Here is a 26391-nt window from a genome sequence, read left to right as displayed (position 1 = left end):
GTCTAGTGACAGCCCTTGAAGGTCTCGGAAGCCTTCTTGACCTGTCGCCGACTGAGCCCCACCGAGCCGGCGATTGCCGACCAGCCGAGGCCCGCTCCCCGGGCGGCATCGAAGGCGTCGCTCATGTGCTCGAGCTGTTCCGTTAGCCGAACTCGCCGCCGCACGCGGGGTCCGGGCGGCTCAACGCGACGCACGACATCGCTCGCAAACGCCGGTGCAATAGGACGGACGTAGCATCTCGAGGTGGCCGAGGGCGGTGTCCTCACGGGGCGGCGAAGTTGTCGACGCGCTACCCGCAGCTGTCCGCACGGATCTGGCGCGGCTCGTGCCTGAGCTCGTGTCGGTGCCGCCCTCGCTCGCGACAGATGACCGTTTCCGCGTGTACGACGCGGTGGCGCGCTTGGGCACCGCGTACGCGACGGGCAGCCACTCATGATCGTGATCGACGATCTCCAATGGGCAGACGCGTCTTCGATCGCGCTCTATCGCTTTCTCGCCCGCGAGGCGATCGGCGCAGCGATGGTGCTGGCCGCGACCGTCCGTCCGAACGAACCCCAAGACGTGAGCGAAGCGCTCGCCGACATTGCGCCGCGGACGACCCGGTGGCCGCTCGGTGGACTCCACCGAAGCGACGTGGACAGCCTCGCCCGCTCGCTCGGGGCGACATTGGACGAAGGCTTGCTCGAGGACCTCGTGAACCGAACGAACGGCAACCCCTTCGTCGTCCGCGAGATCGTCCGGCTCACCTCGATGAGCGCGACCATCGACGTGCCGACGTCGGTGCGGCAGGCGATCGAGCAACGCCTTGCCCACATCCCGAACAACGTCGGGGACAGCCGAGAATCTGTCTATGGGCGACGCGATTTGGCGCAGGGCCTCAGGAGGCCGAGGAGAATGCAACGCTCATGCGCTGCTCGCGGACGCGGTCCAGGACTCGATCCAGGACGCCCGCTGCCACACATCTAGGGAGGGATGCTGCCCAGGAAGGAGACGGCGCACCACCTCGGCGTACACGCCGCCACCGCCATCCCCGTTGGTGAACACGACGACACCCTGTCCGTCAGCCGGCAGGCCGATGACAAAGTTCTTGTATCCGGGATCGTCGCCCCACTGCCAGACGGCCTCTCCGGCGTCGGCGTGTTCGATGCCCCATCCGATACCCCACGCCAGCTCGCCATCGATCCGCACCTGCGGTTCGAACATCCGGTGGCTGTTCGCCAGCGAGTGGACGAGGAACCGCAGATAGTCAGACACCGTTGTGAACATCCCACCGGCTGCCGCCTTGGCATGGGGCGGGCGGAACGGCGGCCACGCATTCCCGTCGGTGGCGTGGCCGAGGGCGAGTCGTGTCTCATCCGCGTCCTGCCATGCGAAGCTCGAGTCGTTCATGCCAAGCGGCTGCAGCACGGAATCGGCCAGGTACCGGTCGAGAGTGGTCCCCGCGAGGTGCTCGACGACCTCCTGGAGATAGGAGTATCCCTCGCCTGAATAGCCCCAGCGTGTTCCCGGTGTCCATCTCAGGCACAGCAGCCCGTCTTGTCTCCAATTTGGGAAGCCCGTGGTATGACTGAGGACCATGCGGGCCGTGATCGCTGCCGCCCGCTCGTCGTCGGCGGGATACGGCTCCGCCAAGTACTCGCTGAGGGGGCGGTCCAGCTCGAGGAGGCCCGCGTCCACCAGGAGCATCACACCCGACGCGAAGACCGGCTTGCTCACGGAGGCTGCCGCAAACACTGAATCGGCAGTGACTGGCCCGCGACCGTCGCCCTGAGTGCCGGCCGTCACGATCCGCGTCACCCCGCTCCCATCGGCGATGCCGACCGCCGCCCCTGGAACACCGTGCCGATCCAGAACTTCACCGAGCTCGGTTCCAAGTTCCACGGACCCATCTTTCACTTCCAGGCGGTGAACGCTCGAATGCGTTGAACGGCCGAGCACCTCTGCCGCTCGGCGCTCTCGAATCGGGCAATCCGTGCGCGTCAACCGCTGGTTGACGAGGACGAATCGTCAACTTAGAGTTGACGCCATGGCTCCCGGCCCGACACTCGAGCAGCTGATCGCCACCGTTCGGAGGGATGCGGGGAGCGACGATCCGCTCGACCAGCTCGCGACCGCGGCGCGAATGGCGGCGGATCTCCAAGACGTCGCGGACGCCGCACTGTCACACTTCGTCGATCAGTGCCGCCACAGCGGTCGGTCATGGACCGAGATCAGCACAGCACTCGGCGTTACCAAGCAGGCCGCCCACAAGCGGTTCTCGGAAACGCAACTCCTTGGACGGTTCACACCACGAGTGCGCAACCTCTTCGTGCAGGCCGCCGCCGCAGCACGGCGCCTCGGGCACAACTACGTCGGCACCGAGCATTTCTTGCTCGCGCTGTTCGAGGACCAAACGAGTATCGCAGCCAAAGTGCTCGCCGACGCGCAGGTGACCGAGCAACACGTCGAGACGCTCGTTCTGCAGGCGGCACCGCGAGGGTCTTCAACGGATGACGCGCCCCTTCGCACACCCGCGGCAAGCGCTGTCTTCAGGAGGGCTATCGCGGAGGCCGTACGCCTCGGGCACAACTACGTCGGCACCGAACATGTGTTGCTCGCACTATTCGGTGAGTCCGAAGCTCTGTCAGCGCGCGTTCTCGCGCAGACGGGAGCGACCTATGACGACTACCGCCGACGCGTGATCGACAAGCTCAGCAGGCTCGTGGTCGCCCGACCCGAGCAGTAGGTCTGGAGGCACGAATCTGCCGCTGGCGTTCTGCGATCGGGCACGATGTGGAGATGCGTCACCGTGGCATCACGCGATGGTGGGACGAGGATCAGGGCTTCGGCGTCATCACGTCGTCCGACTTCGACGGTGACTTTGGGTCCCCCTCTCCTTAAGAGAGCTGACTGCCGCGTCAACGTGACGCGCGAGGCCTGCCTTCGAGCGAAGGTCACGCCCAAGGCAAACTCGTCATCAGAGTGTGAGTTGCCAGGACGGCATCAGGTCGAGCGGAGTTCCTTCAGCAGCGCTGTGGTGCGACGAATCGTGTCGCGGTCTCCGAAGCAGGAGGCGCTGAACTCGGTGACGCCGGCGTCGGCCATCTCCTGTACGCCAGCGGCCACGGCGGCTTCATCGCCAACGATGGCAACGTCGGCGGGACCGGCCGCACCTTCGGCATCGAGCATGGCGCGGTAGGACGGCAGTCCCCCGTAGATCTCGAACGTCGAGGCCGCCTGTTGCTTCGCAGCGTCGATGTCGGTGGTAACGGCGATGGGCAGGGCAGCGACGATCTGCGGCGCAGCACGGCCAGCGTCGGCCGCCGCCTTGTGTATCCGAGGAGCGACGTGGTTGGCCACGGTCTTGGGTCCGGTCATCCAGAGCAGGGTGCCGTCGGCCACCTCCCCGGCCAGTCGAAGCATGACGGGCGCCATGGCCGCGACGAGCACGGGCGGACCCTCCTGGTTGCCGGCTCTTTCGAGCGGCGCGTGTACGCGATACAGGTCTCCGTCGAACGAGACGTTGCCATCGCGGAGGAGCGGCAGCAGCACCGCGAGGTACTCGCGCATGTGTGCTGCGGGTTTGTCGTACGAGAGTCCGAACATCGTCTCGATCACGATTTGGTGCGAAAGGCCGATACCGAGGGTGAAGCGCCCGCCCGTCGCGTCCCACGCGGTCATCGCCTGCTGGGCCATTGCGTGTGGATGCCGGGGAAACGTCGGTACGACGGCGGTGCCGAGATGAAGGCCGGGGACGGCGCGGCCCGCGATCGCCAGGGTGGTGATGGCGTCGAGACCGAAGATGTTCGCCGTCCACGCTGAGGCGAAGCCCTCCGCGCCCGCCCTCTGCGCTTGGGCGACGACCTCGTCGACGGTCTGACCACCGATTCCTATGCCGATGTCCACGAGACCACCTCACCTTCCCTCGGGAGACTTCTACTACCAGTGGCGCGTTTACCGAGAGGCGTAGCCCGGAATCGCAACTAACGATCGAGCGAGCGAGGATCGCGTCAACTGGGACTCAGGCGCAGTTTCGATCGATGCTAGGGCCTATCCGACCGAGGCGCAGAGCGAGCGCCCAGCGGGCATTCGGTGCTCGTTGCGCCTCTGTCAAGGCACTGTCAAGGCGCTGAGCCAACCGATCAAGGACGCGCGGTCCTTTGTGGCCAACGCCCAGTATGTGTGACACTCGCTGCGGCGGGTTTTGGATGAGTGGGGGGGAATATGGTCGAGGTCCCAAGACACGCCGCCGCGACGCTCGCCGCAGCTCTTCGAGCCGGTGCTTTCGTGACCATAGTGGTGACGGCCGCCTCGTTTGGACTATCCGGAGCCAATGGCGATCAACTGGTTATCGAATCCGACGATTTGGCCTGTCCGGTCGGACCGACTTCTATGCATGGCACCGGACACTGGCACGTAGTGAGGGGAACCGGGCGATTCAGCGGGGCCACCGGCGAAGGAAGTTTTGACGGCGTGGCCGTCTTCGGTCCCTCCTTCAGCCCGGCACATTCTCGATCACTCTGACGGGCGCCATCGCGCAAAGATGAGTAGTCCAACATCCGGCTCGCGGTGACGAGCGGGCGTGGCTTTGGGCGTCAACATACGGCCACCCGCATCAGTTCGCCTCCGAGGTACCGACTCTGGACGTCCGAAGCCGAATGACTCATCTGTCGCGACCACGATGTCGGCGGCTGCCCCCGGTACCCGCCAAGTAGATCGACGATTCGGATCGCGCGAACCACTCGGTATCTTGGGAGCGAAACCTGAGACGACGCGACCGCTTACATCGATACCGATCTGCCGCTCGGCTCGCATCCGGCCTGGACCTGATCGCACTCGGAAGGAGCTGCACGTGTCCGAAGAAATCGCCAACGCCGACATGGCAAGAGCCTGGGATGGTGAGGAGGGTGACCAGTGGACGCAGTTTGCGGACGAGTACGACGACACGAGCCGGTCGATCTGGGCCCGGTTCCTGGAGACCGACCCGATCGGGCGCGCCGACCAAGTGCTCGACATCGGCTGCGGCTGCGGGCAGTCAACCCGCGACGCGGCGCGTCTGGCGCACGAAGGATCTGCGCTCGGCGTCGACCTGTCTTCCTCGATGCTCGCCGTCGCCCGACGCCGCGCTACCGCGGAAGGCGTCCCGAACGTCGACTTTCGACAAGCTGACGCGCAGGTGTACGCGTTCGATCCCGGTACCTTCGATATCGCGATCAGCCGATTCGGCGTGATGTTCTTCGACGACCGAACGGCCGCCTTCACGAACATCGCGTCGGCGCTCCGTTCGGGCGGCCGGCTGGCCATGCTGGCGTGGCAGGACATCAGGAAGAACGAGTGGATCATGACCGTGCGTGAGACCTTGGCCGCTGGCCGGGACCTCCCCATGCCGCCGGCTGGGGCGCCGGGCCCGATGGCGCTCGCCGACCAGGACGATGTGCGCGGGCTGCTCGCAGGCGCCGGCTTCGAGTCGATCGGTTTCACATCCATCGAAGAACCCGTCTGGTTCGGCGCCGACGCCGAGGCGGCGTATGAGTTCGTCGGTGAGATTGGGATCGTAAAGGGACTCTCGGACGGGCTCGACGCCGACACCAAAGCTGCGGCCCACGAGCAGCTCAGAGCAGCACTCCGGGCGCACGAAACCCCCGAGGGGGTTCGGTTCGGCAGCGGCGCATGGCTGATCTCCGCGACCAAGGCGTGAGGATCGGCGACTCTCATCGCAACGCGGGAACCTGGTAACGCGTTCGACTACGTCCCGCCCGGGCAACGTCGCCCGTGGCGCACAGCGCGCCCGAACTCTCGCCCGGCCCACCTCATCGGCCGTCGGGAAGTTCCCGAGGATTCCCAACGCGCTGAGCAGCGCGACTGTGATTCTGGCGAGCCGGCCCAAATGCACCCTCCCTCGTTCAGCGCGAGCAGGTCGCGCCGATGTCAGGTCTTGCACGGGATGCGGGCGAGGTCAAATGAGTCGGAATACCCACACAAGGTGCTCGCGTTGTGGATGACCCCCTCAGCGTTCCGGTCAATGCGCCAGAGCGAGCGCCGAGCGGGCATCCTGTGCAGGTGACGCACGGAAATTTGATCGTCGTGACCGGGCCGCCAGGCGCGGGGAAGACCACGGTGGCACGACTCATCGCCGATGCGCTGTCGCCCAGCGTTCATCTGCACTCCGACGACTTCTGGAACTACATCCGCAACGGACGAATCGCGCCGTATCTCCCCGAGTCCACGAAGCAGAACGAGCTCGTCATGCACATCGTTGCCCAGGCGGCCAGCGGCTACGCGCGCGCCGGATACCACGTCATTGTCGATGGCATCGTCGGTCCATGGTTCATCGGGGTCTTCCGGAAACTCACCGCCGAGGGCGATCTATCGCTGCACTACATCGTGTTGCGTCCCGACGAGTCGATTGCCGTCGACCGTGCACGTGGCCGGGGTGCGCCTGCGCTCACTGATGACGGACCGGTGCGGAAGATGTACGCCGAGTTCTCTGGGCTCGGGACGTTCGAAGCGTTCGTGCTCGACAGCAGCCGACAGACACCCGACGAGACCGCGAGGCTCGTCCGTGAGCGCGTCGCCGTTGGCTCCCACCGACTCACATCCGACTCGCAGGAATAGAGCGCAGAACGGCCGCTCCGCTCGTAAGACGAGCTGCTATCTGTCCTAGGCTCGGTGGCCATGGCGCTCTGGGACGATGAGCTCGATGCGCTCCGACCGCAGCTGCGGGACGAGGCGAAGGCCTTCATCGCCACCATCCCGTGGCGGGAGGCTGATACGGCGACGTTGCCAGTCGAGGAGCGGGTCGCAGCCGTCCGCGCCTCGCAGCTGGGCGGCGGGCCCTCCGACCGGGCGGTCGACCGCATGATCGAGGGACCCGCCGGGCCGATCCGGCTTCGCACGTTCGCGCACGAGCAGCCAGACGGCGTGCTGCTCCACATCCACGGCGGCGCGTGGATGGCGGGCTCACCCGAGATGATGGATCTGCTCCACGAGATCATCGTCGAGACGTGCCACGTCGCAGTCGTGAGCGTCGACTACCGCCTTGCACCGGAGCACCCGTATCCCGCCGGTCCGGACGATTGCGAGGCGGCGGCTCGCTGGTTGCTCGACCACGGGGCCGAGGAGTTCGGCTCCGATCGACTGCTCATCGCCGGCGAGTCGGCCGGCGCGCACCTCGCCGCGGTCACCTTGCTCCGCATGCGCGACAGACATCGGGCGGCCGATCGCTTCCTCGGCGCGAACCTGGTGTTCGGCGCGTACGACCTTTCGCGCACGCCCAGCCAGCGGGGCGTGGGGATCGCGCCCGGCTCCGACATCCTCGACGGCACCGGCTTCCCGCTCGACCTCTTCCTGCCCGGGATGTCCGATGAGAAGCGCCGCGATCCCGACGTCTCACCGCTCTACGCCGACCTGCGCGGGATGCCGCCCGCGCTGTTCTCCGTCGGTAGCAACGACCATCTGCTCGACGACACCCTGTTCATGGCGGCGCGTTGGGAGGTTGCGGGCAATCGGAGTGAGTTGCTCGTGTACCCCGAGACGCCGCACGGGTGCATCGCCCTGCCGTCGGTCGCCGGGCACTTCTTCCCGCGGCTCTTCGACTTCCTCCGTGACTGCCTGGAGGCGCGGCTGCCCGTCAGCCAGCCGTAGCGACGCAACCCTCCAAAATGTTGGAGGAGCGCGGGGTCGGCCTGGGCTAGCCGGCGGGCAGTTGCGACATGAACTGGTTGAGGTCGAAGTAGTCGCGCCAGGCGGCGATCTTGCCGTCGACGATCTCGAACGCTCCCATCACCGGTAGCTCGATCGTGACGGCCGGCGTGAAGAACGCGTCCACCCGCTCGGTGAGGACGACGTTGCCTTCGCCGACGATGTTGAGCACACGGAACTCCACGCGGTCGACGCCGGCGGTGAAGCCGGCGATCGTCTGGCGGATCGCCTCCTTGCCGCTCACCGGGGCGACGGGGATGTTGTGGTACACCGCGTCGTCGGTGAAGAAATCCATGAGCGTGTCGAGGTCGCCCTTCGCCCAGTTGTCGCAGAACTCCCGCACCACATCGATCGGTTTGGCCACTTCACGAGGCTAACCGGCGGGTGGGCCGATCACACCTTCCGCCGTTGCCCACTCGGCAGTCCTCGACGTCCCCGGTCGCGGCGCTGTAGAACACTCGTCCCGCCGGAAAGCGAGACGCCACGAGGTAGAGCCCGCAGGCGAGGGGGAGCATGCGCCGAGAAGTGAAGCGGTTGTCCCGGTCCCGGACCGCATTGTTCGCCGTCGCGATCGCCGCCCTCGGCCCGACGCTCCTGTCCTCGCCGTGGGCCGACAGCCACCTGGGAGCCCACTTCGTGTCCCAGTTGCTCATCGTGGCGGTCGGGCTGCCGTGCCTGATCGTGCTGGCTCGGAACGCCCCCCTCGCGGCTCTCGAGCCGGACGCCTCGAAGCGCTCGCCACCACCGAGCCGCGGGCGACGCGCTTCGGGCCGCCAACGGCCGCGCGCGCTCCCTGCTCGCAAGGTCGCCCCCCCGGTCGCGCAACGCGACCGCGTCCGCTTGGCTGCGCTCCTCGCGGTCGGGCTCGGTGTCTGGCTGCTGGTGGCGACCGTGCTGAGCCCACAGCCGGCAGTCGCCTTCTTCGGGGTGCAGGCTCGCGCCAACGGCGCCCTGCTCGGCTTGGCGTTGGTGGCCGCGTGGGCGATCGGCGTGAGCTCAGGTCGCGACGCGGCCGCGGCCATCGAGTCCGTCCTGCTCGGCGTCGTCGGCCTGAACGCGATCGTCGCGCTGGTGCAGACGATCTCCGGTGTGGGGCTTGCCTCGGGTCGTGCCCAGGGCCTGTTCGGGAACCCGGTGTTCCTGGCCGGGCTGCTCAGCGGGGGGCTCTGGCTCGTCATCCAGCGGTTTCGTACCGATCAACGGTGGGGCTGGGCTGTCGTGCTCGTCGTCGCGGCGACGCAGACCACCGGATCTCGGTTCGCCCTGATCCTTCTTCCCGTGGTCGTAGTGGCGTCGTTCTTCGTGCTGACCCGGCGGCGGACGGCGTTGTTGGTCCTGGCCATCGTCGCCGGCGTCGGGCTCGGCGGCGGGCTGGCGGCGGTCGGAGGGGCGTCCAGCGCCACGGCACGCGCCGGGCAAGGCATCGCCGGCGGCGGGTTCAGCCAGCGGCTCGAGATCTGGTCGTGGTCGATGCATGCCATCAAACACCGTCCGATTCAGGGGCAAGGGCCCGGACAAGTCCAAGCGGCCACCGAAAGGTTCAAGACCCTGGCGTTCTCCAGGCACGACCCGGAGCCGACGTTCGACGACGCGCACAACCTCATCGTCGAGTACCTCGTGACGACCGGCGTGCCAGGTGCGGCTCTGCTGATCGCGTTCACCGTGATGACGCTGCTGCTGGCCGGCTGGCGCTCACCGCTGGGCGGGTTCGCCATCTTTACCCTGGCGCTGCACGGAGTGGAGCCCCCACATGCCGAGCTCACGCCGTTGCTGTTCCTCGCCCTCGGCGCGGCGGCGAGCGGCGCGGCCCCCCTCCTCATCGGCGTGCCGCGAGCGCTGCGCCCGGCGCTTGTCAGCGTGGCCGTCGTCGTCGGAGGCGTGATCGCGGTCGGAAGCGTCTATGGCACGAGCTCGCCGAGCACCCCGTCGCGTGCCTACGCCGACGCCCGAATCGCGCGCCGGCTGCTACCGATGTGGTCGTCTGCGTATTCGCGCACTGGCAGAATCGATGTCGACCACGGCAAGTTCAAGGACGCGGCCCGCTGGCTGAGAATCGCGGCAGAGCGCGAGCCGTACCAAGCCTTCTTGTGGTCCCAGCTGGCCTTCGCCGAGGAGCAGACCGGCCACGTCGCCGACGCTGAAGCTCACTATCGCCGGGCGCTCGAGGACAACCATTACTCGGTCGACACGTTGAACCGCTTGGTCGCGCTGCTCGTGCGCAACGGACGGTCACAGGACGCCCGCGTGTACGTCCAACGCTCGCTGCAGGTGACTCCGAACCAGCCGTCGCTGCGCAAGCTCTTGCAGTAGCCCTGAGGCGTGAGGAAGGCGCATACTGCTTGCGAGACTCCCGTGGGAAGGAGGCGCCTCATGCTCCGCCGTGCGGCCCGGCCGTTGTGTCTCTCGCTGATCCTCGCGACTGGTCCGTTCCCGCCCTCGGCGGCAGCCCGAGCGGGAGCGCCCATTGCGCCCCATCAGCACTTCGTGGGGCTGGTCAACGGGCTCCACGTCGATGCCGAGGTCTACGTGGCCTGTGGGGGACCGGGTGGCGGGGATCGGACGACCCACCCGCTCCAGAATCAGACGCTGGCGGTGACCAGAACGCGTTCGGATGGCGGGTTCACGGGCGACGCGGCCAGCCGAGTGGTGGCCCGGTTCCTCGACGACACCTCGGTCGGGGTTGTGCTCACGACCTACGGCGCGACCGCGCCCGTGCCCACGACGATCACCGTGCCGGGCGAGGGCAAAGGCGTCGTGCGCTTCGCGCCGCGTCCGAGTAGCTCGACCTCGACGCCCGACTTCGTTGCCGTCACCTACGTCAATCTCGGCGCGTAGGACGCGCGGCACCGGCGGTCGTCGAGGCGGGAGCGCAGCACGTGAACCAGGCATGTCAGGAGCGACGACATTGACAACGAAGCGATCGACCGATGACTACGACTGAGTGAACCCTATGCGCGAGGGCATCGACCAACAGCGAGCGCGCTTTCGAGCGGCGCTCAACCGCACCGGCTTTGACCCGATGTCGGTGTCGCCGAAGCTCAGCGAAGCCACCGGCAACGTCATCATGAGCCTCTCGCACTTTGAGCAGCTCGTCGGATCGCGGCAAGGCACCGTGCTACAGCCGATCGTGCGAGCCGCGGGCGATGGCGTCGTGCTCAGCCTCGACGATCGCACCGTGGAGCTCACGCACGCGCAGACGATCGAGCTGTGCCGTGCCATCGTCGAGGCGCTCGGTGGCTTCGAGCGGCTGGTCAGTCGATGATGCGGCTCAGTCCGAGGAGGAAGCAGACGGCGCTCTTCTGTAGTGCCGGGGTGGGGATCAGCTCCGGGCAGCGTTGAGCTCATCGCCGGGAAGGCGTGCCGTTGCCGGCGCCTCGGCGCGATCGAGCCCGCGCGTCTTCAGGAACGCCTCGACGTCGTCGGGGGCCAGGGGTCGCGAGAAGTGGTACCCCTGCACCTCAGAGCACCCCAGCTCCTCCAAGCGGTCCACCTGGTCGCGCCGCTCCACGCCCTCAGCGATCGTCCGGAGCTCGAGCGTGCCGGCCAGGCGCACGATGGCCTGCACGAGACCGGCCGCCTCGACGCCCGTGGTGACCCCGTCGATGAAGGCTTTGTCGATCTTCAGCGTGTCGACCGGCAGCTGGCGGAGCGAGCTCAGCGAGGAGTAGCCGGTCCCGAAGTCGTCGATGGCGAGCCGGACGCCCAGTGACTTGAGCGCGTGGAGCCGCGAGATGGCCACTTCGGTGTCGGCTATGAGCACGCTCTCGGTGATCTCGAGGGTGAGGGCCGACGGTTCGAGCCCGGTCTCGTGGAGCACGCGGCTTACGTCGTCGACGAGGCGGGGGTCGCCGAGTTGGCGGGCCGACAGGTTGACCGCGATGGTCAGGCGATACCCACGATGGGCAAGCTGCCAGTACCGGGCTCGCCGACAGGCCTCCCGCAACACCCAGCGTCCGATCTCGACGATGAGGCCGTTCTCCTCGGCGAGGTGGATGAACTCGGCCGGGGGAATCAGGCCACGAGTGGGATGTTGCCAGCGCACGAGCGCCTCCAGCGCCATCACCTTGCCGGTGCTGAGTGAGACCGTGGGCTGGTAGTGGAGAACGAACTCGCCCTCGTCGATGGCCCGGCGCATGTCACCCTCGAGCTCGAGCCGGGCCATGGCCGCAGAGTGCATGGCGGGGTCGAAGAGGCGGTAGCAGCCCTTGCCCTCGCCCTTGGCCCGGTACATGGCGGCGTCGGCGTTGCGCAGCAGCTCGTCGGCGCTCTCGCGTTCGCCCTCGGCCAGGCTGATCCCCAGGCTGGCGTGCACGAAGATCTCCTTGCCCGAGAGGGAGAACGGTGGGGCCAGGACGTCGATGATGCGTTGCGCCAGACGATCGGCAGCTTCGGGTTCTTCCAGGTCCTCGAGCAGGATGGCAAATTCGTCGCCGCCCAGACGAGCCGCGGTGTCGCCGGGTCGCAGGCAGCCCTCCAGGCGGGCCGCCACGGCGACGAGCAGCTCGTCGCCGACCGTGTGGCCGAGGCTGTCGTTCACGGTCTTGAACCCGTCGAGGTCCAGTACCACGACCGCGACCGTGGTGGTGTCGCGTTCCTGGCGACGTATGGCGTGGTCCACACGATCGGCGAACAGCGCCCGGTTGGCCAGGTCTGTCAACGAGTCATGGAAGGCCTGATGACGCAGCTCGGACTCGAGCGCGTTTCGGTGGGTCACGTCCTGCACCGCGACGAGGACAGCGTCGTGCGAATCGAACGACAGCTGATGGGAGCGCACCTCGACGTCGATGACCCGCCCGTCCTTCAGCCGATGCCGCCACGCTCCCTGCTGGAGTGCATCCCTCTCGCCCGCGACATCGGCCAGGAGACGAGGCACATCTTCGACGGGACGGATGTCGGTGATGTGTCGATCGAGGAACTCTTCCCGGGCGTAGCCGTAGTGCCGGATGGCTGCCTCGTTCACCTCGAGGAACGCGAGTGTCTCGGCCTCATAGACCCACATCGGCTGGGGGTTGTCCGCGAAGAGCTGGCGAAAGCTGGCCTCGCTCATGCGCAACTCCGAATCCGTCGCCTCCTGGATGGCCGTCTTCGTCCCGAGGACGTGGATTACGAAGGCCACGCCGAGCGCGGCCAGGATTGCGAGGCCGTGGACATAGGGAGTGGCGACGTAAGTGAACGCGATCCCGGTGGCGATGGCAGCCTGACCGCCGGCCATGCTCAGCACCGTCCAGAGGAGGGCGGGACGCCAGGCACGGGAGCCGACGTCCTCGAGGTCCCGGGCCAGGATGAAGAGGTAGCCGAGGGCGAGGGTCGGGCCCCAGCCGATGGCGTAGATGATCACGGTGGTGCCGACCATCTGAACCGCCACGAGCGCGTGGAGTTGACGAGGGCTGGGACTGTCCCGCCACCGACGGACAGCGGCCTCGCTTGCCGCTGACGCGACGCCGAGTAGTATGAGTAGCGCGACGAGAGGGAGGTCGCCGACGAGCTCCAGGCGGTAGAGCAGCGCGAAGGCGACGCCGGTGAGCGCGACCGACACCCACAACGAGGACGAGCGGGCGGAAAGGCCTACGAGGCTGCGCCGAGCTGGCCTGCGATCCACCCTGGTGATGTCGGCGCGCGCAAGCTCCTCCCTGACCGACCTTTCGACGTTCTCTGCCCACCCGCAGTGTTTGGGAGTCGAGCGCGGAGGCGGCGGCCTCAAGCGTGGGCGACATCGAGACGATGCCCGTCATTGCAATCCCTGTGCCGTTTTGAAGGGGAGAAGGACATGGGTCCGGAGCCACCTCTCGAGTTCCACCGGCGCCGGAGAGTGGCCGCGCAGGTAGCCGGCCTGGCAGCGAGCACGTCCCCGACGGTCGGGGTAGCGGTGATCGCGGGGCTCGTCGGGGTGTTCTGGGGCGTCGCCCGCGCTCTGGGCGGTGCGGGGTCGGTCCCGCCGCACTGGTTCTACATCCCGATCATCTTCGCTGCCCTCCGGTTCGGGTGGCCGGGCACGCTGCTCACCTCGGTCGTCTCAGGGTTGATGGCCGGGCCGCTGCTTCCGCTGGACGTGCGTGCCGGCACCCACCAGGCGCTCAGCGACTGGGGCATGCGCGCCGCGTTCTTCATCGGCATCGGGCAGGTCGTGGCCCTGCTCGTCCACCAGCCTCGGGCGCACAGCCTCAGCGCACTTCGAATCGCACGCATCGATCGGGAGCTGCGCCGCGCGCTCGCATGGAGTGAGCTCGAGGTGCATTACCAGCCGATCTTCGACATCCTCGGCCGGCGTCGGCGGGTCGTGGGCGCTGAGGCACTCATCCGGTGGCGTCACCCCAAACGAGGTTTGGTACCGCCCATGGAGTTCATCTCGGCGGCCGAGGCCACCGGTCGAATCATCGACATCGGCAGCTTTGTCCTGCGCGATGCCTGTAGTCGCGTCGCGCACTGGGCCGACCTCTCGGGCGACACCCGATTCGCGGTGTCGGTGAACCTGTCGGCTCGCGAACTGGCCGATCCCGCGCTTGTCTCTCGGGTGGCGGCTGCGATCCGGGATTACGGCATCGAGCCCCAGCGGCTCACCTTCGAGATCACCGAGTCGGCGATCATGGAGGACATGGACCTGTGCCTGGAGCAGTTGGCTGCGTTGCGCGCACAGGGCGTGAACCTTGCGATCGACGACTTCGGCACCGGCCAGTGCTCCCTGTCGTACGTGCACCTGTTTCCCGTGCAATCGATCAAGCTCGACCGCTCGTTCACCGCTCGGATCACCGACAGCGAGCGCGGGCAGGTCTTCGTCGGCAGCATCATCCTGCTCGCCCACACGCTCGAGCTCGGTGCGGTCGCCGAGGGCATCGAAACAGCTGACCAGCTCGAGTTGCTCAAAGCCATGCGCTGTGACGGCGGGCAGGGATTCCATCTCGGCGCCCCAGCCGTACCGGACCGCATCAGCGAAGCACTCGATGAACAGCGTGCGGAGCGGTCTCGCCGGCTCTCGAACAACGAGCCCTCCCACTGGCTCCGCGGATGAACCAGTCGTTCCGCGACGAGCTCCGGAAGCGAGGGTTGTAGGGGGACGCGCATGTCGGACAGAGAAGAGCTGGTCCCGTTCGCGGTCAAGTCGTACCGCTATCTGCGACTCGCCATCGTCGTCCTGGTGCTCTCGCTGATGGCGTCGGTGCTGATCGAGAGGTTCCAGGTCAGCTGCTGGCAGGAGTCGATCAGCGCGTACTACTACACACCTGTCCACGCCATCTTTGTCGGCGCGCTCGTCGCGATCGGCGTCAGCCTCATCGCCATCAAGGGCAGCACCGACGTGGAAGACATGCTCCTCAACGTGGCAGGCGTGTTGGCACCGATCGTGGCCTTCGTCCCCACCTCGACTCCGTCGCCCAACTGCTCATCGACCGCCTTCGCCGGCGTCGACGCCAAGGCGTACATCGACAACAACGTGCTGGCCTTTGCGATCGGCGGCGGCATCGCGATCGCCATCGCCTACGTGGTCGCGAGGGTGATGGGCAAGGCCAGGATCCGCAAAGTCGACCCTCCGTCGGTCGTCGGGCTGGTGTTCGGCGTCGTGCTGTTGGTCGTGGGACTGGTCTGGTACGTCGCCTTTCGTGACAGCTTCCTCGATCACGCGCACGGTGGCGCGGCAATCGCCATGTTCTTCATCGTCGGCGTCGTCATGGCCATCAACGCGCGCAGCGCTCGACCGGTATACCGGCCGCTGTACGCGCTGACCGCGACGGCAATGGCGCTGTCCGCCGCGGCGGTCGTCATCGGCAAGCTGGTCGATGGCAAGTGGCGCCATCAGATCCTGTGGGTTGAGATCCTCGAGCTTCTTCCCTTCGCCGTGTACTGGGCGGCGCAGACGCTCGAGCATTGGGAGGGCGGAGTGCCAACGGGTGCTGAGCGGGCGACGCGCGCCGCGGCCGTCCGCGTTCGCGTCGGAAAGCACGCCGCCCGTACCGGCAGCACCGTCGACTGAGCCCCTCCGTCTCTTCCGGTTCACGCCGTGCTTGGCTTGTGGCATTTGCGAGCGAGGAGCAGCGCGTGCATGCAACTCGCGTGAGGCACTTCGACCGCGCCCTGGCGGGCGTGACGGTCGGCGCCTTCCTGTGTCTCGTCGTCTCGGCATGCGTTGGTGGGAACGCGTCACCAAAGTCGTTGCACCCAAACGCGGCCACGACGTTGCCGCCGACGACGGCAACGACCGCTCTCGCCCCACCGCGCTCCGGAGAGAGTGCGAGCGCCTTGGTGAGCCGGTTGGCGGTTGCGCCCGAAGGCTCGATGGGCGGTTATGACCGCGCCCGTTTCGGCACCTGGATCGACGCCGACGGGGACGGGTGCGACACGCGGGCCGAGGTCCTGCTGCGTCAGAGCCGAGTACCGCCCCAGGTCGACCCGTTGCGCGGTGGTGGCGGGCGAGTGGCTGAGCAGCTACGACGGTCGTACGACGGAGGACCCCGCCGCGCTGGACATCGACCACGTCGTCGCGCTTGCCGAGGCGTGGCGCTCGGGCGCGGCGGCCTGGGACGACGGACGGCGACGGGCGTTTGCCAACGACCTGGATCAGCCGGGGGAACTGGTGGCCGTGACCGCCGCGGCCAACCGATCCAAGGGTGATCACGACCCGGCGAGCTGGCGTCCGCCGAACCGGGCGAGCTGGTGCGAGTTCGGCATCGGGTGGGTCAGGACCAAGCTCAAATGGGGGCTCACGGCCGATCGCCCAGAGGTGCGCGCGCTCGACGACATGCTGCGCGACTGCACGACCTAGTGCCCAAAGACGCGCGTCTCGACCGGCCGGCGAGTGCCACCTCCGGTGTCTCGAGCGCGCCGATGACGTAGGCGGCGCCATCGGCCCGGCACGCGAACGCATGAGACGGACAGCGACAACGAGTGCCTCGTGCCGCAACTTCGGAGTGCTACTCCCAGGCCTCGAAGAGCCCTTCGAACTCGAGCTTGCCGTGCTCGATCCGCCCGTAGAGCAGCCAGTCGCCCTTGAACAGCTGGTGGTCGTAGGGGCTGCCCGCGATGTGCGTGTGGGGCCCGCCCGTGGTGCTCGGCAGGAACCGGATCTGCTCGAGCCCGGCCTTGAGCCCGAACCCGGTGAGGACGGGTGCGCGGTGCAGGCCCTCGGCGAGGACGCGCGCGGTGTCGTAGGCGAGGCCGGGAATCGCGTTCGGCCACATCGGTGGGTCTTCGCTGTACCGCTCCACGTAACGCTGATGGAACCGTTCGACGAGCGGATTCGCGGGGCACAGCTGGTCGATGCCCACCCAGCCCTCGAACTTCTCGAAGCCGGCGAGGTACCACATGAACGCGGTGCTCATGATGCGGGGTGGGTCCCAGTCGAGCTTGTCGAGGGCTTCGCGTAGGCGGCCCTCGGCCGCGAGCAGCCCGTAGCCCATGTACGCAAGCGCATCGGCCCTCACCCCGCGCAGGTTGGCGAGGTTGGCCGCGAGGTCGTCGGGAGTCTGGCTCACGGTCTCGACCGCGGCGATGGACACGCCCCGCCGCCGGCACTCCTGGCGGAAGTAGCGGAAGTACTCCTCGCCGTTGGGAGAGACCTCGCTGAGGACAGCGACCCGTTCGTAGCCCTTGCGCTTGAGCCACGCGACGACGAGTGCCGCATCGCCACCGCAGTCACCGTTGCCGAGCCGGAAGCAGTACTCGCCGTGGAAGCGCTCGGTGCCGCACCAACTGATCAGGGGCACCTGGAGCTCGTTTGCGATCGGACCGACGACCATGGCGTTGTCGGAGCTGTAGGCACCGGCCACGCCGATGCAGCCTTCGTCGACGAGCCACTTGAACCCGTCGACGGCGTTCTTGGCCGAGCCGCGGGGCAACCCGTTCTCGGCGTGCAGGACGAACTCGACGGGGCGGTTCAGGACGCCCTGCTCGATCGCCTCGTCGAAGGCCATCCGGTGGATGCGGTCGTAGCCGCCGCCGGGTCCGTCGAGCGCGGCGCCCAACCATCCGATCTTGATCGGCTCCATGACCGCCCCTTTCCGTGGCGGGGCGCCACGCTACACGAACATGCGAATCTCGTCCCGTCGTATGCTCTAGGCTCCTCGGGGTGCGCACGCACGGGTGGAACGGATCCCCGCCGAAGAGTGACGACGAGGCTCGCGCGCGCATCGTCGCCGCCACCATGGCCTGCGTCGATCGCTACGGCGCGAAGACCGGACTGGCCGACGTCGCAACCGAGCTCGGCGTGACCCGCCAGACCGTCTACCGCTACTTCCCGACCACCGAGCAGCTCTTTCGGGCCACCGGTGCCGTCGCGGCCAAGGACCTCATCGACCGCGTGGTTTCGCACGTGGCTGATCTGGTCGACCCGGCCGAGGTCATCATCGAGGCGATGGTGTTCTGCCTCGACCAGCTGCCGAACGAGCGCTACCTGTCGTTGCTGCCCGCCGTCGGCCGGCGAGACATCCTCGTCGTCGGGGCCACGTCGCCAACCGCGATGGAGCTGGGCCGCCGCATGTATCGCCGGCTACCCATCAACTGGGAAGCGCTCGGCTACCGGGATCGCGACATCGACGGCCTCGTGGAGCTCATGCTCCGCCTGCTCCAGTCGTTCATCGCTGACCCGGGCCATCCGGCACGGTCGCCGGCGGAGCAACGCGAGTACCTGCGCCGCTGGGTGGCTCCAGTGATCGTGCCGATCCGCGTGGGCGTTGCGACGTAGCGTGGATCCGCAAGGGGGACGCGCATGATCACCGACCTGCGGGAGAAGGTGGCGGTTGTCACCGGCGGCGCGAACGGCGTCGGGAGGGGGATCGTCGAAGCGCTCCTCGAAGAAGGGGCGCGGGTCGTCATCGCCGACATCGAGCAGCCCGTCCTCGATCGCGCCGTGTCCGAGCTGAGCGACCGTGGAGAGGTCGCCGGCGTCGGCACCGACGTCTCCGACCCTGCGTCCGTGGAAGCACTGGCGAAGACCGTGTTCGACCGCTACGGCACGTGTCACCTGCTGTTCAACAACGCCGGCGTCACATCGGGCGGCGGCGGGCTGCCGTGGGAGCAGGAGCCGAACGACTGGAAGTGGTGCTTCGGGGTCAACGTGTTCGGCGTGGCGAACGGCGTCCTCGCGTTCGTGCCCCGGATGATCGCGTCGGGGGAGCCGGGCGTGGTGGTCAACACGTCGTCGGGCGACGGCGGCATCGCGCCGGTTCCGTATGCCGCGGTCTATGCCGCGAGCAAGGCTGCGATCACCTGCTACACCGAGGCGCTCGCCCACCAGCTGGCCGACAACGGCACGAACGTGCGGGCCGCCGTCTTCTATCCGTCGGGCGGCCTGCTCGACACGGGCCTGTGGACGGCGCAGCGCAACCGGCCGGCCCAGCTGGCCCGCGAGAAGGAACATGCACGAGGGCCGGTCGTGACCTTCGCCGAGTTCCGCGAACGGCTGGCCGCGGCGGGCAAGAACGCCGACGTCATGGACCTGCGCGAGCTCGGCCGCTTCGTCCTCGGCGAGATCCGGCGGGGCCGCTTCGTCATCGGCCACGACCTCGACGAGGCCGGCGCGCTCCTGCACGCGCGCGCCGACGCGATCGCGAGCGGTCACCTTCCCCCCCACCACAACCTCTGAGCTGGAGCGAGCCATGACCACGGCGACGAAGGCCTCCGAGCGCTACACGGTGATCTCGGCCGACGGGCATGCCGGCGCCGACCTGCTCGACTACAAGGCGTACCTCCCGAGCCGCTGGCACGACGAGTTCGACGCCTGGGCCGACGCATACGCGAACCCGTTCGCCGATCTTCTCGCTCCCACCGCGTATCGCAACTGGGAGAGCGGGCGCCGTCTCGCCGAGCTCGAGCGCGACGGAATCACAGCCGAGGTGCTGTTCCCCAACACCGTGCCGCCGTTCTTCGCGCAGAGCAACCTCACCGCGCTCCCGCCCACCGAGGAGGAGTACCAGTCGCGCTGGGCGGGGGTGCAGGCTCACAACCGGTGGCTCGTCGACTTCTGTGCTGCGGCTCCCGACCGGCGCGCCGGTGTCGTGCAGATCTTCGTCAACGACATCGACGACGCGTGCGCCGAGATCCGAGCGATTCGCGGGCAGATGCAGGTGTGCGGTGGCGTGCTCCTCCCGGCGGTGCCGCCGAACTCAAGGCTCCACGAGCTCTGGGACCCCTACTACGAGCCTCTCTGGAACCTGTGCGAGGAGCTCGATCTCCCGCTGAACGTCCACAGCGGCAGCGGGATGCCCGACTTCGGCGAGCTCGACGCGGCGCGGGCGATCATGCTCGTCGAGCTGCCGTGGTTCGCGCACCGACCCCTGTGGCACCTCATGTTCGGCGGGGTGCTCGACCGTCATCCTCGGCTGCGCGTCGCGTTGACCGAGCAGGGGATCGCCTGGCTGCCACGCGGCATCGACACCCTCGAGTGGTTCTTCGCCCGGATGACGAGAGGTGGCAGCGCCGAGGCGAGCTTCTTCGGCGCCTCCGTCTCGGCGCTGAAGCTCACTCCCCGCGAGTACTTCGCGCGCAACGTCTGGGCGGGCGCGAGCTTCCTGCGCCCGAGCGAAGCGCCGCTCGTCCCGGAGATCGGCGTCGATCGCATCATGTGGGGCGCCGACTACCCGCACAGCGAGGGCTCGTACCCGCACACGTCCAAGGCGCTTCGAGTCGCGTTCTCTTCCTTCGACCCCGCCGACGTGCGGGCCATGGTCGAGACCAACGCGGCGCGCTTCTACGGTTTCGACCTCGACCGGCTGCGCCCGATCGGAGGTCGCATCGGGCCGACGGTCGAGGAAGTGCGCCGTACCCTGCCCGTGGAGGATTACCCGGCCGATTCCACGTGCAACGCATTCGAGCGCGAGCTCGCGATCAAGTCGTGGTGACAGACACTCGGAAAGGCGGAACGTGATGGTCGAGATCCGGTACGGAGCCAAGCGGGAGCAGCGCAGCCGCGAGATCGAGGCGACGAGGGCCGAGATCTGGTCGCACGCGGTCACCGCGATCTGGGAGACCGATCCGGACCTCGTCGCGGCGGTGCTGCCACCCCCGTTGGCGCCGGGTCCCGAGCCGCTCGTGCGGCTCACGATCACCACGGTCGAGATCCCGGGTTTGCCGGCCTTCGGCGCAGGCTGGTTCGGCGTGCAGGCGCGTCACGGTGACCGGATCGGCGAGTACCCGCTCTTCATGCCGATGACCACGGAGCAGTCGACGATCGGCGGCCGCGAGACCTACGGCGAGCCGAAGAAGATCGGTGAGGTCTGGGCGCGCCGCGACGGCGACGACGTCGAGGCCGGTATCGCCCGCATGGGGTTCGTGGTCTGCGAGATCCGAGGGCGGGTGACGCACGCTCGGGAGCCATACGAGAAGCAGAAGACCGACTTCTGGTTCAAGCTCTCTCCGTCGGCCGAGACCGCGGGCGAGCTCGACCAAGATCCGTTGCTCGTCTATGGCGAGAAGAGCGAGAAGGCGCGGGTGCACGAGACCGTCGACGGCGAGGTGATCGTCAAGGACTCGCCGTTCGATCCGATCGCCGAGCTCGTGATCCGGCGCCTCGTCGACCTCAACTGGACGGAGCGGGCGACCGTGCAGGTGGGCAAGATCGTGGGCCCGGTGCCGCGCGCGGATCTGGCCCCCTTCGTCCACCAGCGCTACGACGACCTCTCGGTCCTCGGAGGGAAGAGCTGAGATGAGCGAGCGCTACCTCATCATCTCGGCGGACACCCATGCCGGGCTGCCGTCCGAGGAGTACCGGCCCTACCTCGACGCGCGGCACCACGAGGCGTTCGACGCGTTCCTCGCGGAGCGGCACGCGCGTCGCGACGAGATGCTGAAGATGAACTACGAGTACATCATGGGCTGGGAGACCGACAATGCCGAAGGCCTGCGCGGCGCGTTCGACCCGCAGCAGCGCGACAAGGAGCTCGATGCCGACGGCGTGGCAGCCGAGGTGATCTTTCCCGATGCCGACGCCATCACCGGGATGGCGGGTCCGCCGTTCGGTGCGGGTCTGTCGGCGGGGGAGATCACGGAGCCCGATCTCGCGTTCGCGGGCGCGCGTGCCCACAACCGCTTCCTGGTCGAGCTGTGTGGCCATCGACCCGAACGCCGTGGCGGCGTCGGGCTCGTCCCGATCACGCACGACGTCGAGCGCGCCGTGCACGAGATCGAGTGGCTCGCGCAGCAACCGGGCATCCGCGGCGTGATGGTGCCGACGATGTGGCGCGACCACCTGCCGTACAACCATCCCGCCTACGACCCGGTGTGGGCAGCGTGCCAGGCGGCGGGCCTCCCGGTGCACACCCACTCGGGTGAGGCGCCGCAGGAGGAGTACAACGACAACATCGGCATCTACCTCGCGGAGGCGGCGTGGTGGCCGGCCCGCCCCATGTGGCACCTCCTGTTCTCCGGGGCGTTCGAGCGGTTCCCGCAGCTGAAGTTCGTCGTCACCGAGTCGGCCGCCTATTGGGCCGCCGACATGATGTGGAAATGGGACCAGTACATGGGGGGCGGGCACACGACGAAGAAGCTCGCAGCCCTGCTCGCGGGCAAGATCTCACGCCTTCCCTCCGACTACTTCGGCACGAACCTCTTCATCGGTGCCTCGACGATGTCGAAGGAGGAGCTCCGCCGGCGCTACGTGATCGGTTGTGACGTGATGATGTGGGGGACTGACTACCCGCATCCCGAGGGCACCTGGCCGCACACCGTGGAACGGCTGCGCAGCGACTTCTGCGGGCTGCCCGTCGACGACACCGCCAAGCTGCTGGGCGAGACTGCGGCCCGCTGCTACGGGTTCGACCTCGACGCGCTCCGCCCGATCGCCGACCGGATCGGCCCGACTCCCGACGGCCTCGGCCAGGATCCGGCGTCGCGCAGCGATCCGGAGGAGATCCGGCGAGCTCGTTGGTGGAGGGCCGAGTACGGGCTCGACGCGTAACCGTCGCGGCATGTCGACCCGCCCGTCTCCGTTCGGAACCGAGGCGGACGACGTCTACTACGACCCGTACGACGTCGCAATCGACGCGGACCCCCATCCCGTCTGGCGCCGCCTGCGCGACGAGGCTCCGCTGTACTTCAACGAGCGCCACGGGTTCTACGCGCTGAGCAGGTACGACGACGTCCTCACGGCTTCGCTCGACTGGCAGACTTACAGCTCGGCGCGGGGCACCGTCCTCGAGCTGATCGACGCCTCGCGGCCCGGGCTCGACGCGGAACCAGGGGCCGGGCTCGGCATGATGATCTTCATGGACCCACCCGAGCACGACGCTCTGCGTCGGCTCGTCAGCCGTGCGTTCACGCCCCGACGCGTTGCCGCACTCGAGGTGCGCACTCGTGAGCTGTGCGCGGAGTTCCTCGAGCCACACGTTGGCGGAGGCACGTTCGACTTCGTCGAGGAGTTTGCCGCCAAGATCCCGACCATGCTCATCGGCGCGCTGCTCGGTGTCCCCAACGAGGATCAGGACCAGCTTCGCATCTGGGGTGACCTCCTCATGCGGTACGAGGGTGAGCGCACGAGCGCCGAGAAGCGCGACGCCATCGGCGCGTTGAGCCAGTACATGAACGCGATGGTCGACGCGCGAAGCCGCGCACCACGCGACGACATGGTGTCCGATCTCCTCACTGCGGAGATCACGCTCGACAGCGGTGCGACCCGCCGGCTCGAGCGTGACGAGGTCATGGCCTTCTTCTTCCTGCTGCAGCTCGCCGGCAGTGAGACGACCGCCCGCATGCTCGGGTGGGCGGCCGTGTTGCTCGCGCGTCACCCGGAGCAACGGGCGCGCCTCGTGGCCGGCCGCGACCTCATCCCGAACGCCGTCGAGGAGCTGTTGCGGTACGAGGCCCCCTCGCCGATCCAGGCGCGTTTCGTCACGCGTGACGCCGAGTGGTACGGCAGGACCGTTCCCGCGGCCTCGAAGATCGCGCTGCTGACCGGCAGCGCGGGGCGCGATGAGCGGCATTACCCGGAGCCCGACCGCTTCGACGTCGGGCGCCGGTTCGATCGCCAGGTGAGCTTCGGCTACGGCATCCACTTCTGCCTGGGCGCGAGCCTCGCCCGGCTCGAAGGCAAGGTGGTGCTCGACGAGATGCTGCGGCGCTTCCCGGAGTGGACCGTCGACGAGCAGGCGGTGCGGCTGGTCACGACGTCCACCGTCCGCGGCCCGAGCCACGTCCCGATCGAGGTGTGAGGAACACCGTCACCGACGAAGCCTGGGGGCGTCGAAGAAGAACTTGAACATCAGGTCGGTGGCGTCGATCTCGGTGGTGCCGTGGCCGAACGACTGCTCGAACTGGGGTACCGGCTTGCCCGGCCACGCGTGGCCACCGCCGTCGATGATGTAGAGCGTCGTGTCGGCCGCGCAGCCCTTCCACGTGCGCTTGCGGACTTCGGGTGCAACCCGTTCCTCGACATAGCTCGAGCCACAGTGGTTGTGTCTCGCCCAGAGGCGCATGGACTCGTCGACGCCGAGGGGCTTCGGCATCCCTGCAGGGATTTTGGACTTCCAGAAGTGGCTGTTCGCGATCTGAGTGGCGTTCAGCCCACCTCCGCGGTACGGCAGGATCGGGTCGCTGGTGCCGTGGAATGCCAGGATCGGCACGGGACGGCCGTTGCACGGTTCGAGGAACTCCTCTCCCGACACGGGCGCGATCGCCGTGATCCGATCGGACATACGGCAGGCCAGCAGCGACGACATCTGCGCGCCATTCGACATCCCCGTCGAGAACACCCTCGACGTGTCGATGCACAGGGTGGCTTCGAGCTCGTCGAGCAGCTGACCGATGAAGGCGACGTCGTAGTTGTCGGCGGTCGGCGCGGCCATCCAGTACGGCGTCGAGCCGTCGACCCGACCGGACGGTGCGACACCGATGAAGTCGTACTTGGGGGCCATGTCGCCGAAGCCTGTCATCGATGCGATGACCTTGTAGGTCACGGTCAAGGCGTGCAGGGCGAGGACGATCGGGTACGGCTTCCTGCCGTCGTAGGAGCCGGGGACCACCAGCTGGTAGACGCGCTCGACCCCACCCGATGTGATCGTGTGATCGGACGCACCCGGCTGTACGAGCACGGGTGCGGTGCAGCCGGGCGATGCAGACGGGCCGGGGGTGTGACCCGGTGCGCCTGTCGCCGTCGTCGGCACGCGTCGGGGGCCGCTCGACGCGGCGCCGGTCTTCTCGGTGCTCGACGAGCAGGCGCCGACGACGAGAACACCGGCGAGCAGCAGACCTGTGAGCGTCGTGCGGTAGGTGATCTGTCGGTCGCGTGCGGCGATCGCGGTTGTGTCCGTCGTCACGGCGCCGCCGTGAAGCTGATGACGCCGCCCGGCCCCGCGCCCGCGAACAGCGTGAAGCCGTAGCCCCAGAGCACCCGGCCGTCGACGATCGACGGACCGCACGCGGTCTTGTCCGGCGCCTGCAGAGTCCACAGCCTCCGGCCCGTGCGCGTGTCGAGAGCCGCCATCGTGCCTTTGTCGGTTCCGACGAAAGCGACGCCGGGTACCGCGCTGACCGGGGCGAAGACCTTGCCGGGGAACTCGTCGGCGGTCCATTCGATGGCCCCCGTCGCGGGGTCGAGCGCGAAGACCTTGGTGACATCGGTCGGTGCGTTCGTGTCCGGGTCGCCGACGTTGGACGTCGCGATGAGCTTGCCGTCCACTAACGCGGACGAACCGATCTGGCCACCGAAGAAGCTCCCCGGCGTCAGCTGGGTCTCCCACACGACCTTGCCGGTCGTCCGGTCGAGGGCATGGAAGGTACCGCCTTTGTCACCCGCGCCGACGAGGTCACGGCCGTTTGACGTCCACAGGTTGGGTGACGCGCCGACGTCGGCGTCCTTGCCCTTGGGGTGCGCCGCGCTGAACACGTCGGGGTAGGTGAACTGCTTCGACCACTTGAGCGTGCCGGTCTTGTAGTCGATCGCAAGCAGGGAATCGGTGAGCGGCGCGGTCGGCTCGGACAGGGTCTGCCCGGTGCCCACGTAGAGCAGCCCGCGCTTCACGTCGACCGCCGGTGTGGACCAGATGCCGGCGCCCGCGCCGGCGGTGGCGTCGTTCGGCGTCGTGAAGAACTTCCACCTCTGTTTGCCTGTGGCGGCGTCGTAGGCGCCGATCGATCCGCGGAACGTGTATTGGGCCTTGTTCACCATGTTCTCGAAGCTGGCGGTGCCTTGGAGCACGAGACCGCCGACGACGACCGGCGACGCGTTGATCTGCGCCTGCGGGTGGTCATCGGTGGTGGCCTGCCATTGCAGCGCACCGGTGCCGCGGTCGAACCGGTAAAGCGTGTGGCCGTTCGCGATGTACACCGCGTCGCCGTCGACGGCAGGCGCGTCGACGATGAAGCCACCGGGCACCTTGGCGTTCCAAACCTCATGGCCGGTGTCGGCTTCGAGCGCCCAGAGCGTGCCCTTCCAGTCACCGAAGTACGCGATACCCCCGGCCACGGTCGGAGTGCCGGTCACGCCGACCAGCCCGTCCTTCGACCAACTCTTGGTCAGCTTTGTCACCGTGGTCGCGGTGATCTGGGTCTCATTCGGGTTCAGCCTCGTGTTCGAAAGGTCATGGCCGTAGACGGGCCAGGTCGTGCCGCGACCCGAGTCAGCCTTCGATCCTCGTAGAACGGTGGTGGCCGCCGATTCGCGCGTTTCGCCGTTGGAGCTGCACGCACCTGCGACGACGGTGCAAAGGAGAGCCATCGCGGCGCGGCGTACGGCGATCTTCGAGGCCATAGCCTGCATGAGACCACGCTGTCGCCGCGCGGTGCCGCCTGCTTGCT

Annotated in this window: 24 protein-coding genes; 17 read left to right on the top strand and 7 right to left on the bottom strand. The window is 67.9% G+C overall.

Annotated features, from left to right (window positions below; all coding sequences use genetic code 11):
- Nucleotides 1-432: 432 nt before the first annotated feature.
- The gene (locus tag E6G06_21570; GenBank protein TML86072.1) at nucleotides 433-966 is read left to right on the top strand and encodes a hypothetical protein; all 534 of its coding nucleotides are present in this window, start codon (nucleotides 433-435) and stop codon (nucleotides 964-966) included.
- On the opposite strand, the gene E6G06_21565 is transcribed toward E6G06_21570, so the two are convergent.
- Nucleotides 904-1983 (bottom strand): beta-lactamase family protein, encoded by a 1080-nt coding sequence (locus E6G06_21565; GenBank protein TML86071.1) that lies wholly within the window; start codon nucleotides 1981-1983, stop codon nucleotides 904-906. The two genes, E6G06_21570 and E6G06_21565, sit on opposite strands and share 63 nt — an antisense overlap.
- A gap of 43 nt (nucleotides 1984-2026) precedes the next feature.
- Between E6G06_21565 and E6G06_21560 the strand changes: the two genes are divergently transcribed.
- Nucleotides 2027-2725: an ATP-dependent Clp protease ATP-binding subunit gene (locus E6G06_21560; protein ID TML86070.1), complete on the top strand. Its 699-nt coding sequence runs from the start codon at nucleotides 2027-2029 to the stop codon at nucleotides 2723-2725.
- Between the two features lie 257 nt (nucleotides 2726-2982).
- Here E6G06_21560 and E6G06_21555 read toward each other — a convergent pair whose 3' ends face one another.
- Nucleotides 2983-3885 carry a TIGR03564 family F420-dependent LLM class oxidoreductase gene (locus E6G06_21555; protein ID TML86069.1) on the bottom strand — a complete coding sequence of 301 codons (903 nt, stop codon included), beginning with the start codon at nucleotides 3883-3885 and terminating at the stop codon, nucleotides 2983-2985.
- A 946-nt stretch (nucleotides 3886-4831) separates the two neighbouring features.
- On the opposite strand from E6G06_21555, the gene E6G06_21550 reads away from it, so the two are divergent.
- From E6G06_21550 to E6G06_21540, 3 genes are all read left to right on the top strand, one after another.
- On the top strand, nucleotides 4832-5677 hold the full coding sequence (locus tag E6G06_21550) for a methyltransferase domain-containing protein (protein TML86068.1): 846 nt from the start codon (nucleotides 4832-4834) through the stop codon (nucleotides 5675-5677).
- A gap of 377 nt (nucleotides 5678-6054) precedes the next feature.
- Complete coding sequence (locus tag E6G06_21545) at nucleotides 6055-6594, top strand: AAA family ATPase (GenBank protein TML86075.1); 540 nt, start codon at nucleotides 6055-6057, stop codon at nucleotides 6592-6594.
- 60 nt (nucleotides 6595-6654) lie between these two features.
- Nucleotides 6655-7623 carry an alpha/beta hydrolase gene (locus E6G06_21540; protein ID TML86067.1) on the top strand — a complete coding sequence of 323 codons (969 nt, stop codon included), beginning with the start codon at nucleotides 6655-6657 and terminating at the stop codon, nucleotides 7621-7623.
- Nucleotides 7624-7669: 46 nt separating this feature from the next.
- Here the strand turns inward: E6G06_21540 and E6G06_21535 are convergent, their stop codons facing one another.
- Nucleotides 7670-8044, bottom strand: coding sequence for a limonene-1,2-epoxide hydrolase (locus E6G06_21535; GenBank protein ID TML86066.1), 375 nt, complete (start codon nucleotides 8042-8044; stop codon nucleotides 7670-7672).
- 149 nt (nucleotides 8045-8193) lie between these two features.
- Here E6G06_21535 and E6G06_21530 point away from each other — a divergent pair, with 149 nt between their 5' ends.
- The 3 genes from E6G06_21530 (at nucleotide 8194) to E6G06_21520 (ending at nucleotide 10942) form a co-directional block, all read left to right on the top strand.
- On the top strand, nucleotides 8194-9990 hold the full coding sequence (locus E6G06_21530) for a hypothetical protein (GenBank protein ID TML86065.1): 1797 nt from the start codon (nucleotides 8194-8196) through the stop codon (nucleotides 9988-9990).
- A gap of 60 nt (nucleotides 9991-10050) precedes the next feature.
- A complete protein-coding gene (locus E6G06_21525) occupies nucleotides 10051-10515 on the top strand; it encodes a hypothetical protein (protein TML86064.1) in 465 nt (154 codons plus the stop codon).
- 115 nt (nucleotides 10516-10630) lie between these two features.
- Nucleotides 10631-10942 (top strand): hypothetical protein, encoded by a 312-nt coding sequence (locus tag E6G06_21520; protein ID TML86063.1) that lies wholly within the window; start codon nucleotides 10631-10633, stop codon nucleotides 10940-10942.
- Between the two features lie 57 nt (nucleotides 10943-10999).
- On the opposite strand, the gene E6G06_21515 is transcribed toward E6G06_21520, so the two are convergent.
- Nucleotides 11000-13216, bottom strand: a complete 2217-nt coding sequence (locus E6G06_21515; GenBank protein TML86062.1) for an EAL domain-containing protein — start codon at nucleotides 13214-13216, stop codon at nucleotides 11000-11002.
- 231 nt (nucleotides 13217-13447) lie between these two features.
- Here E6G06_21515 and E6G06_21510 point away from each other — a divergent pair, with 231 nt between their 5' ends.
- The 3 genes from E6G06_21510 (at nucleotide 13448) to E6G06_21500 (ending at nucleotide 16432) form a co-directional block, all read left to right on the top strand.
- On the top strand, nucleotides 13448-14686 hold the full coding sequence (locus tag E6G06_21510; protein ID TML86061.1) for an EAL domain-containing protein: 1239 nt from the start codon (nucleotides 13448-13450) through the stop codon (nucleotides 14684-14686).
- A 51-nt stretch (nucleotides 14687-14737) separates the two neighbouring features.
- Nucleotides 14738-15643 carry a hypothetical protein gene (locus E6G06_21505; protein TML86060.1) on the top strand — a complete coding sequence of 302 codons (906 nt, stop codon included), beginning with the start codon at nucleotides 14738-14740 and terminating at the stop codon, nucleotides 15641-15643.
- A gap of 312 nt (nucleotides 15644-15955) precedes the next feature.
- Nucleotides 15956-16432 (top strand): HNH endonuclease, encoded by a 477-nt coding sequence (locus E6G06_21500; GenBank protein ID TML86059.1) that lies wholly within the window; start codon nucleotides 15956-15958, stop codon nucleotides 16430-16432.
- A 148-nt stretch (nucleotides 16433-16580) separates the two neighbouring features.
- Here E6G06_21500 and E6G06_21495 read toward each other — a convergent pair whose 3' ends face one another.
- Nucleotides 16581-17654 carry an amino acid ABC transporter substrate-binding protein gene (locus tag E6G06_21495; protein ID TML86058.1) on the bottom strand — a complete coding sequence of 358 codons (1074 nt, stop codon included), beginning with the start codon at nucleotides 17652-17654 and terminating at the stop codon, nucleotides 16581-16583.
- Between the two features lie 80 nt (nucleotides 17655-17734).
- Here E6G06_21495 and E6G06_21490 point away from each other — a divergent pair, with 80 nt between their 5' ends.
- From E6G06_21490 to E6G06_21465, 6 genes are read left to right on the top strand one after another with little or no spacing between them, the layout of a single operon-like run.
- Entirely contained in the window at nucleotides 17735-18349 is a 615-nt protein-coding gene (locus E6G06_21490) for a TetR/AcrR family transcriptional regulator (protein ID TML86057.1), read from the top strand.
- 24 nt (nucleotides 18350-18373) lie between these two features.
- The gene (locus E6G06_21485; protein TML86056.1) at nucleotides 18374-19249 is read left to right on the top strand and encodes an SDR family NAD(P)-dependent oxidoreductase; all 876 of its coding nucleotides are present in this window, start codon (nucleotides 18374-18376) and stop codon (nucleotides 19247-19249) included.
- Between the two features lie 13 nt (nucleotides 19250-19262).
- Nucleotides 19263-20504 carry an amidohydrolase gene (locus E6G06_21480; GenBank protein ID TML86055.1) on the top strand — a complete coding sequence of 414 codons (1242 nt, stop codon included), beginning with the start codon at nucleotides 19263-19265 and terminating at the stop codon, nucleotides 20502-20504.
- A gap of 25 nt (nucleotides 20505-20529) precedes the next feature.
- Entirely contained in the window at nucleotides 20530-21306 is a 777-nt protein-coding gene (locus E6G06_21475; GenBank protein TML86054.1) for an acetoacetate decarboxylase, read from the top strand.
- 1 nt (nucleotide 21307) lies between these two features.
- Complete coding sequence (locus tag E6G06_21470) at nucleotides 21308-22558, top strand: amidohydrolase (protein ID TML86053.1); 1251 nt, start codon at nucleotides 21308-21310, stop codon at nucleotides 22556-22558.
- Nucleotides 22559-22568: 10 nt separating this feature from the next.
- Nucleotides 22569-23807 carry a cytochrome P450 gene (locus E6G06_21465; GenBank protein TML86052.1) on the top strand — a complete coding sequence of 413 codons (1239 nt, stop codon included), beginning with the start codon at nucleotides 22569-22571 and terminating at the stop codon, nucleotides 23805-23807.
- Nucleotides 23808-23816: 9 nt separating this feature from the next.
- Here the strand turns inward: E6G06_21465 and E6G06_21460 are convergent, their stop codons facing one another.
- Nucleotides 23817-24758, bottom strand: coding sequence for a hypothetical protein (locus E6G06_21460; GenBank protein TML86051.1), 942 nt, complete (start codon nucleotides 24756-24758; stop codon nucleotides 23817-23819).
- Between the two features lie 149 nt (nucleotides 24759-24907).
- Nucleotides 24908-26353: a hypothetical protein gene (locus E6G06_21455; GenBank protein ID TML86050.1), complete on the bottom strand. Its 1446-nt coding sequence runs from the start codon at nucleotides 26351-26353 to the stop codon at nucleotides 24908-24910.
- Nucleotides 26354-26391: the final 38 nt, after the last annotated feature.

The sequence above is a fragment of the Actinomycetota bacterium genome (assembly GCA_005888325.1).
In the GTDB taxonomy this organism is placed as follows: domain Bacteria; phylum Actinomycetota; class Acidimicrobiia; order Acidimicrobiales; family AC-14; genus AC-14.
This window is presented reverse-complemented; position numbering and strand designations above follow the sequence as displayed.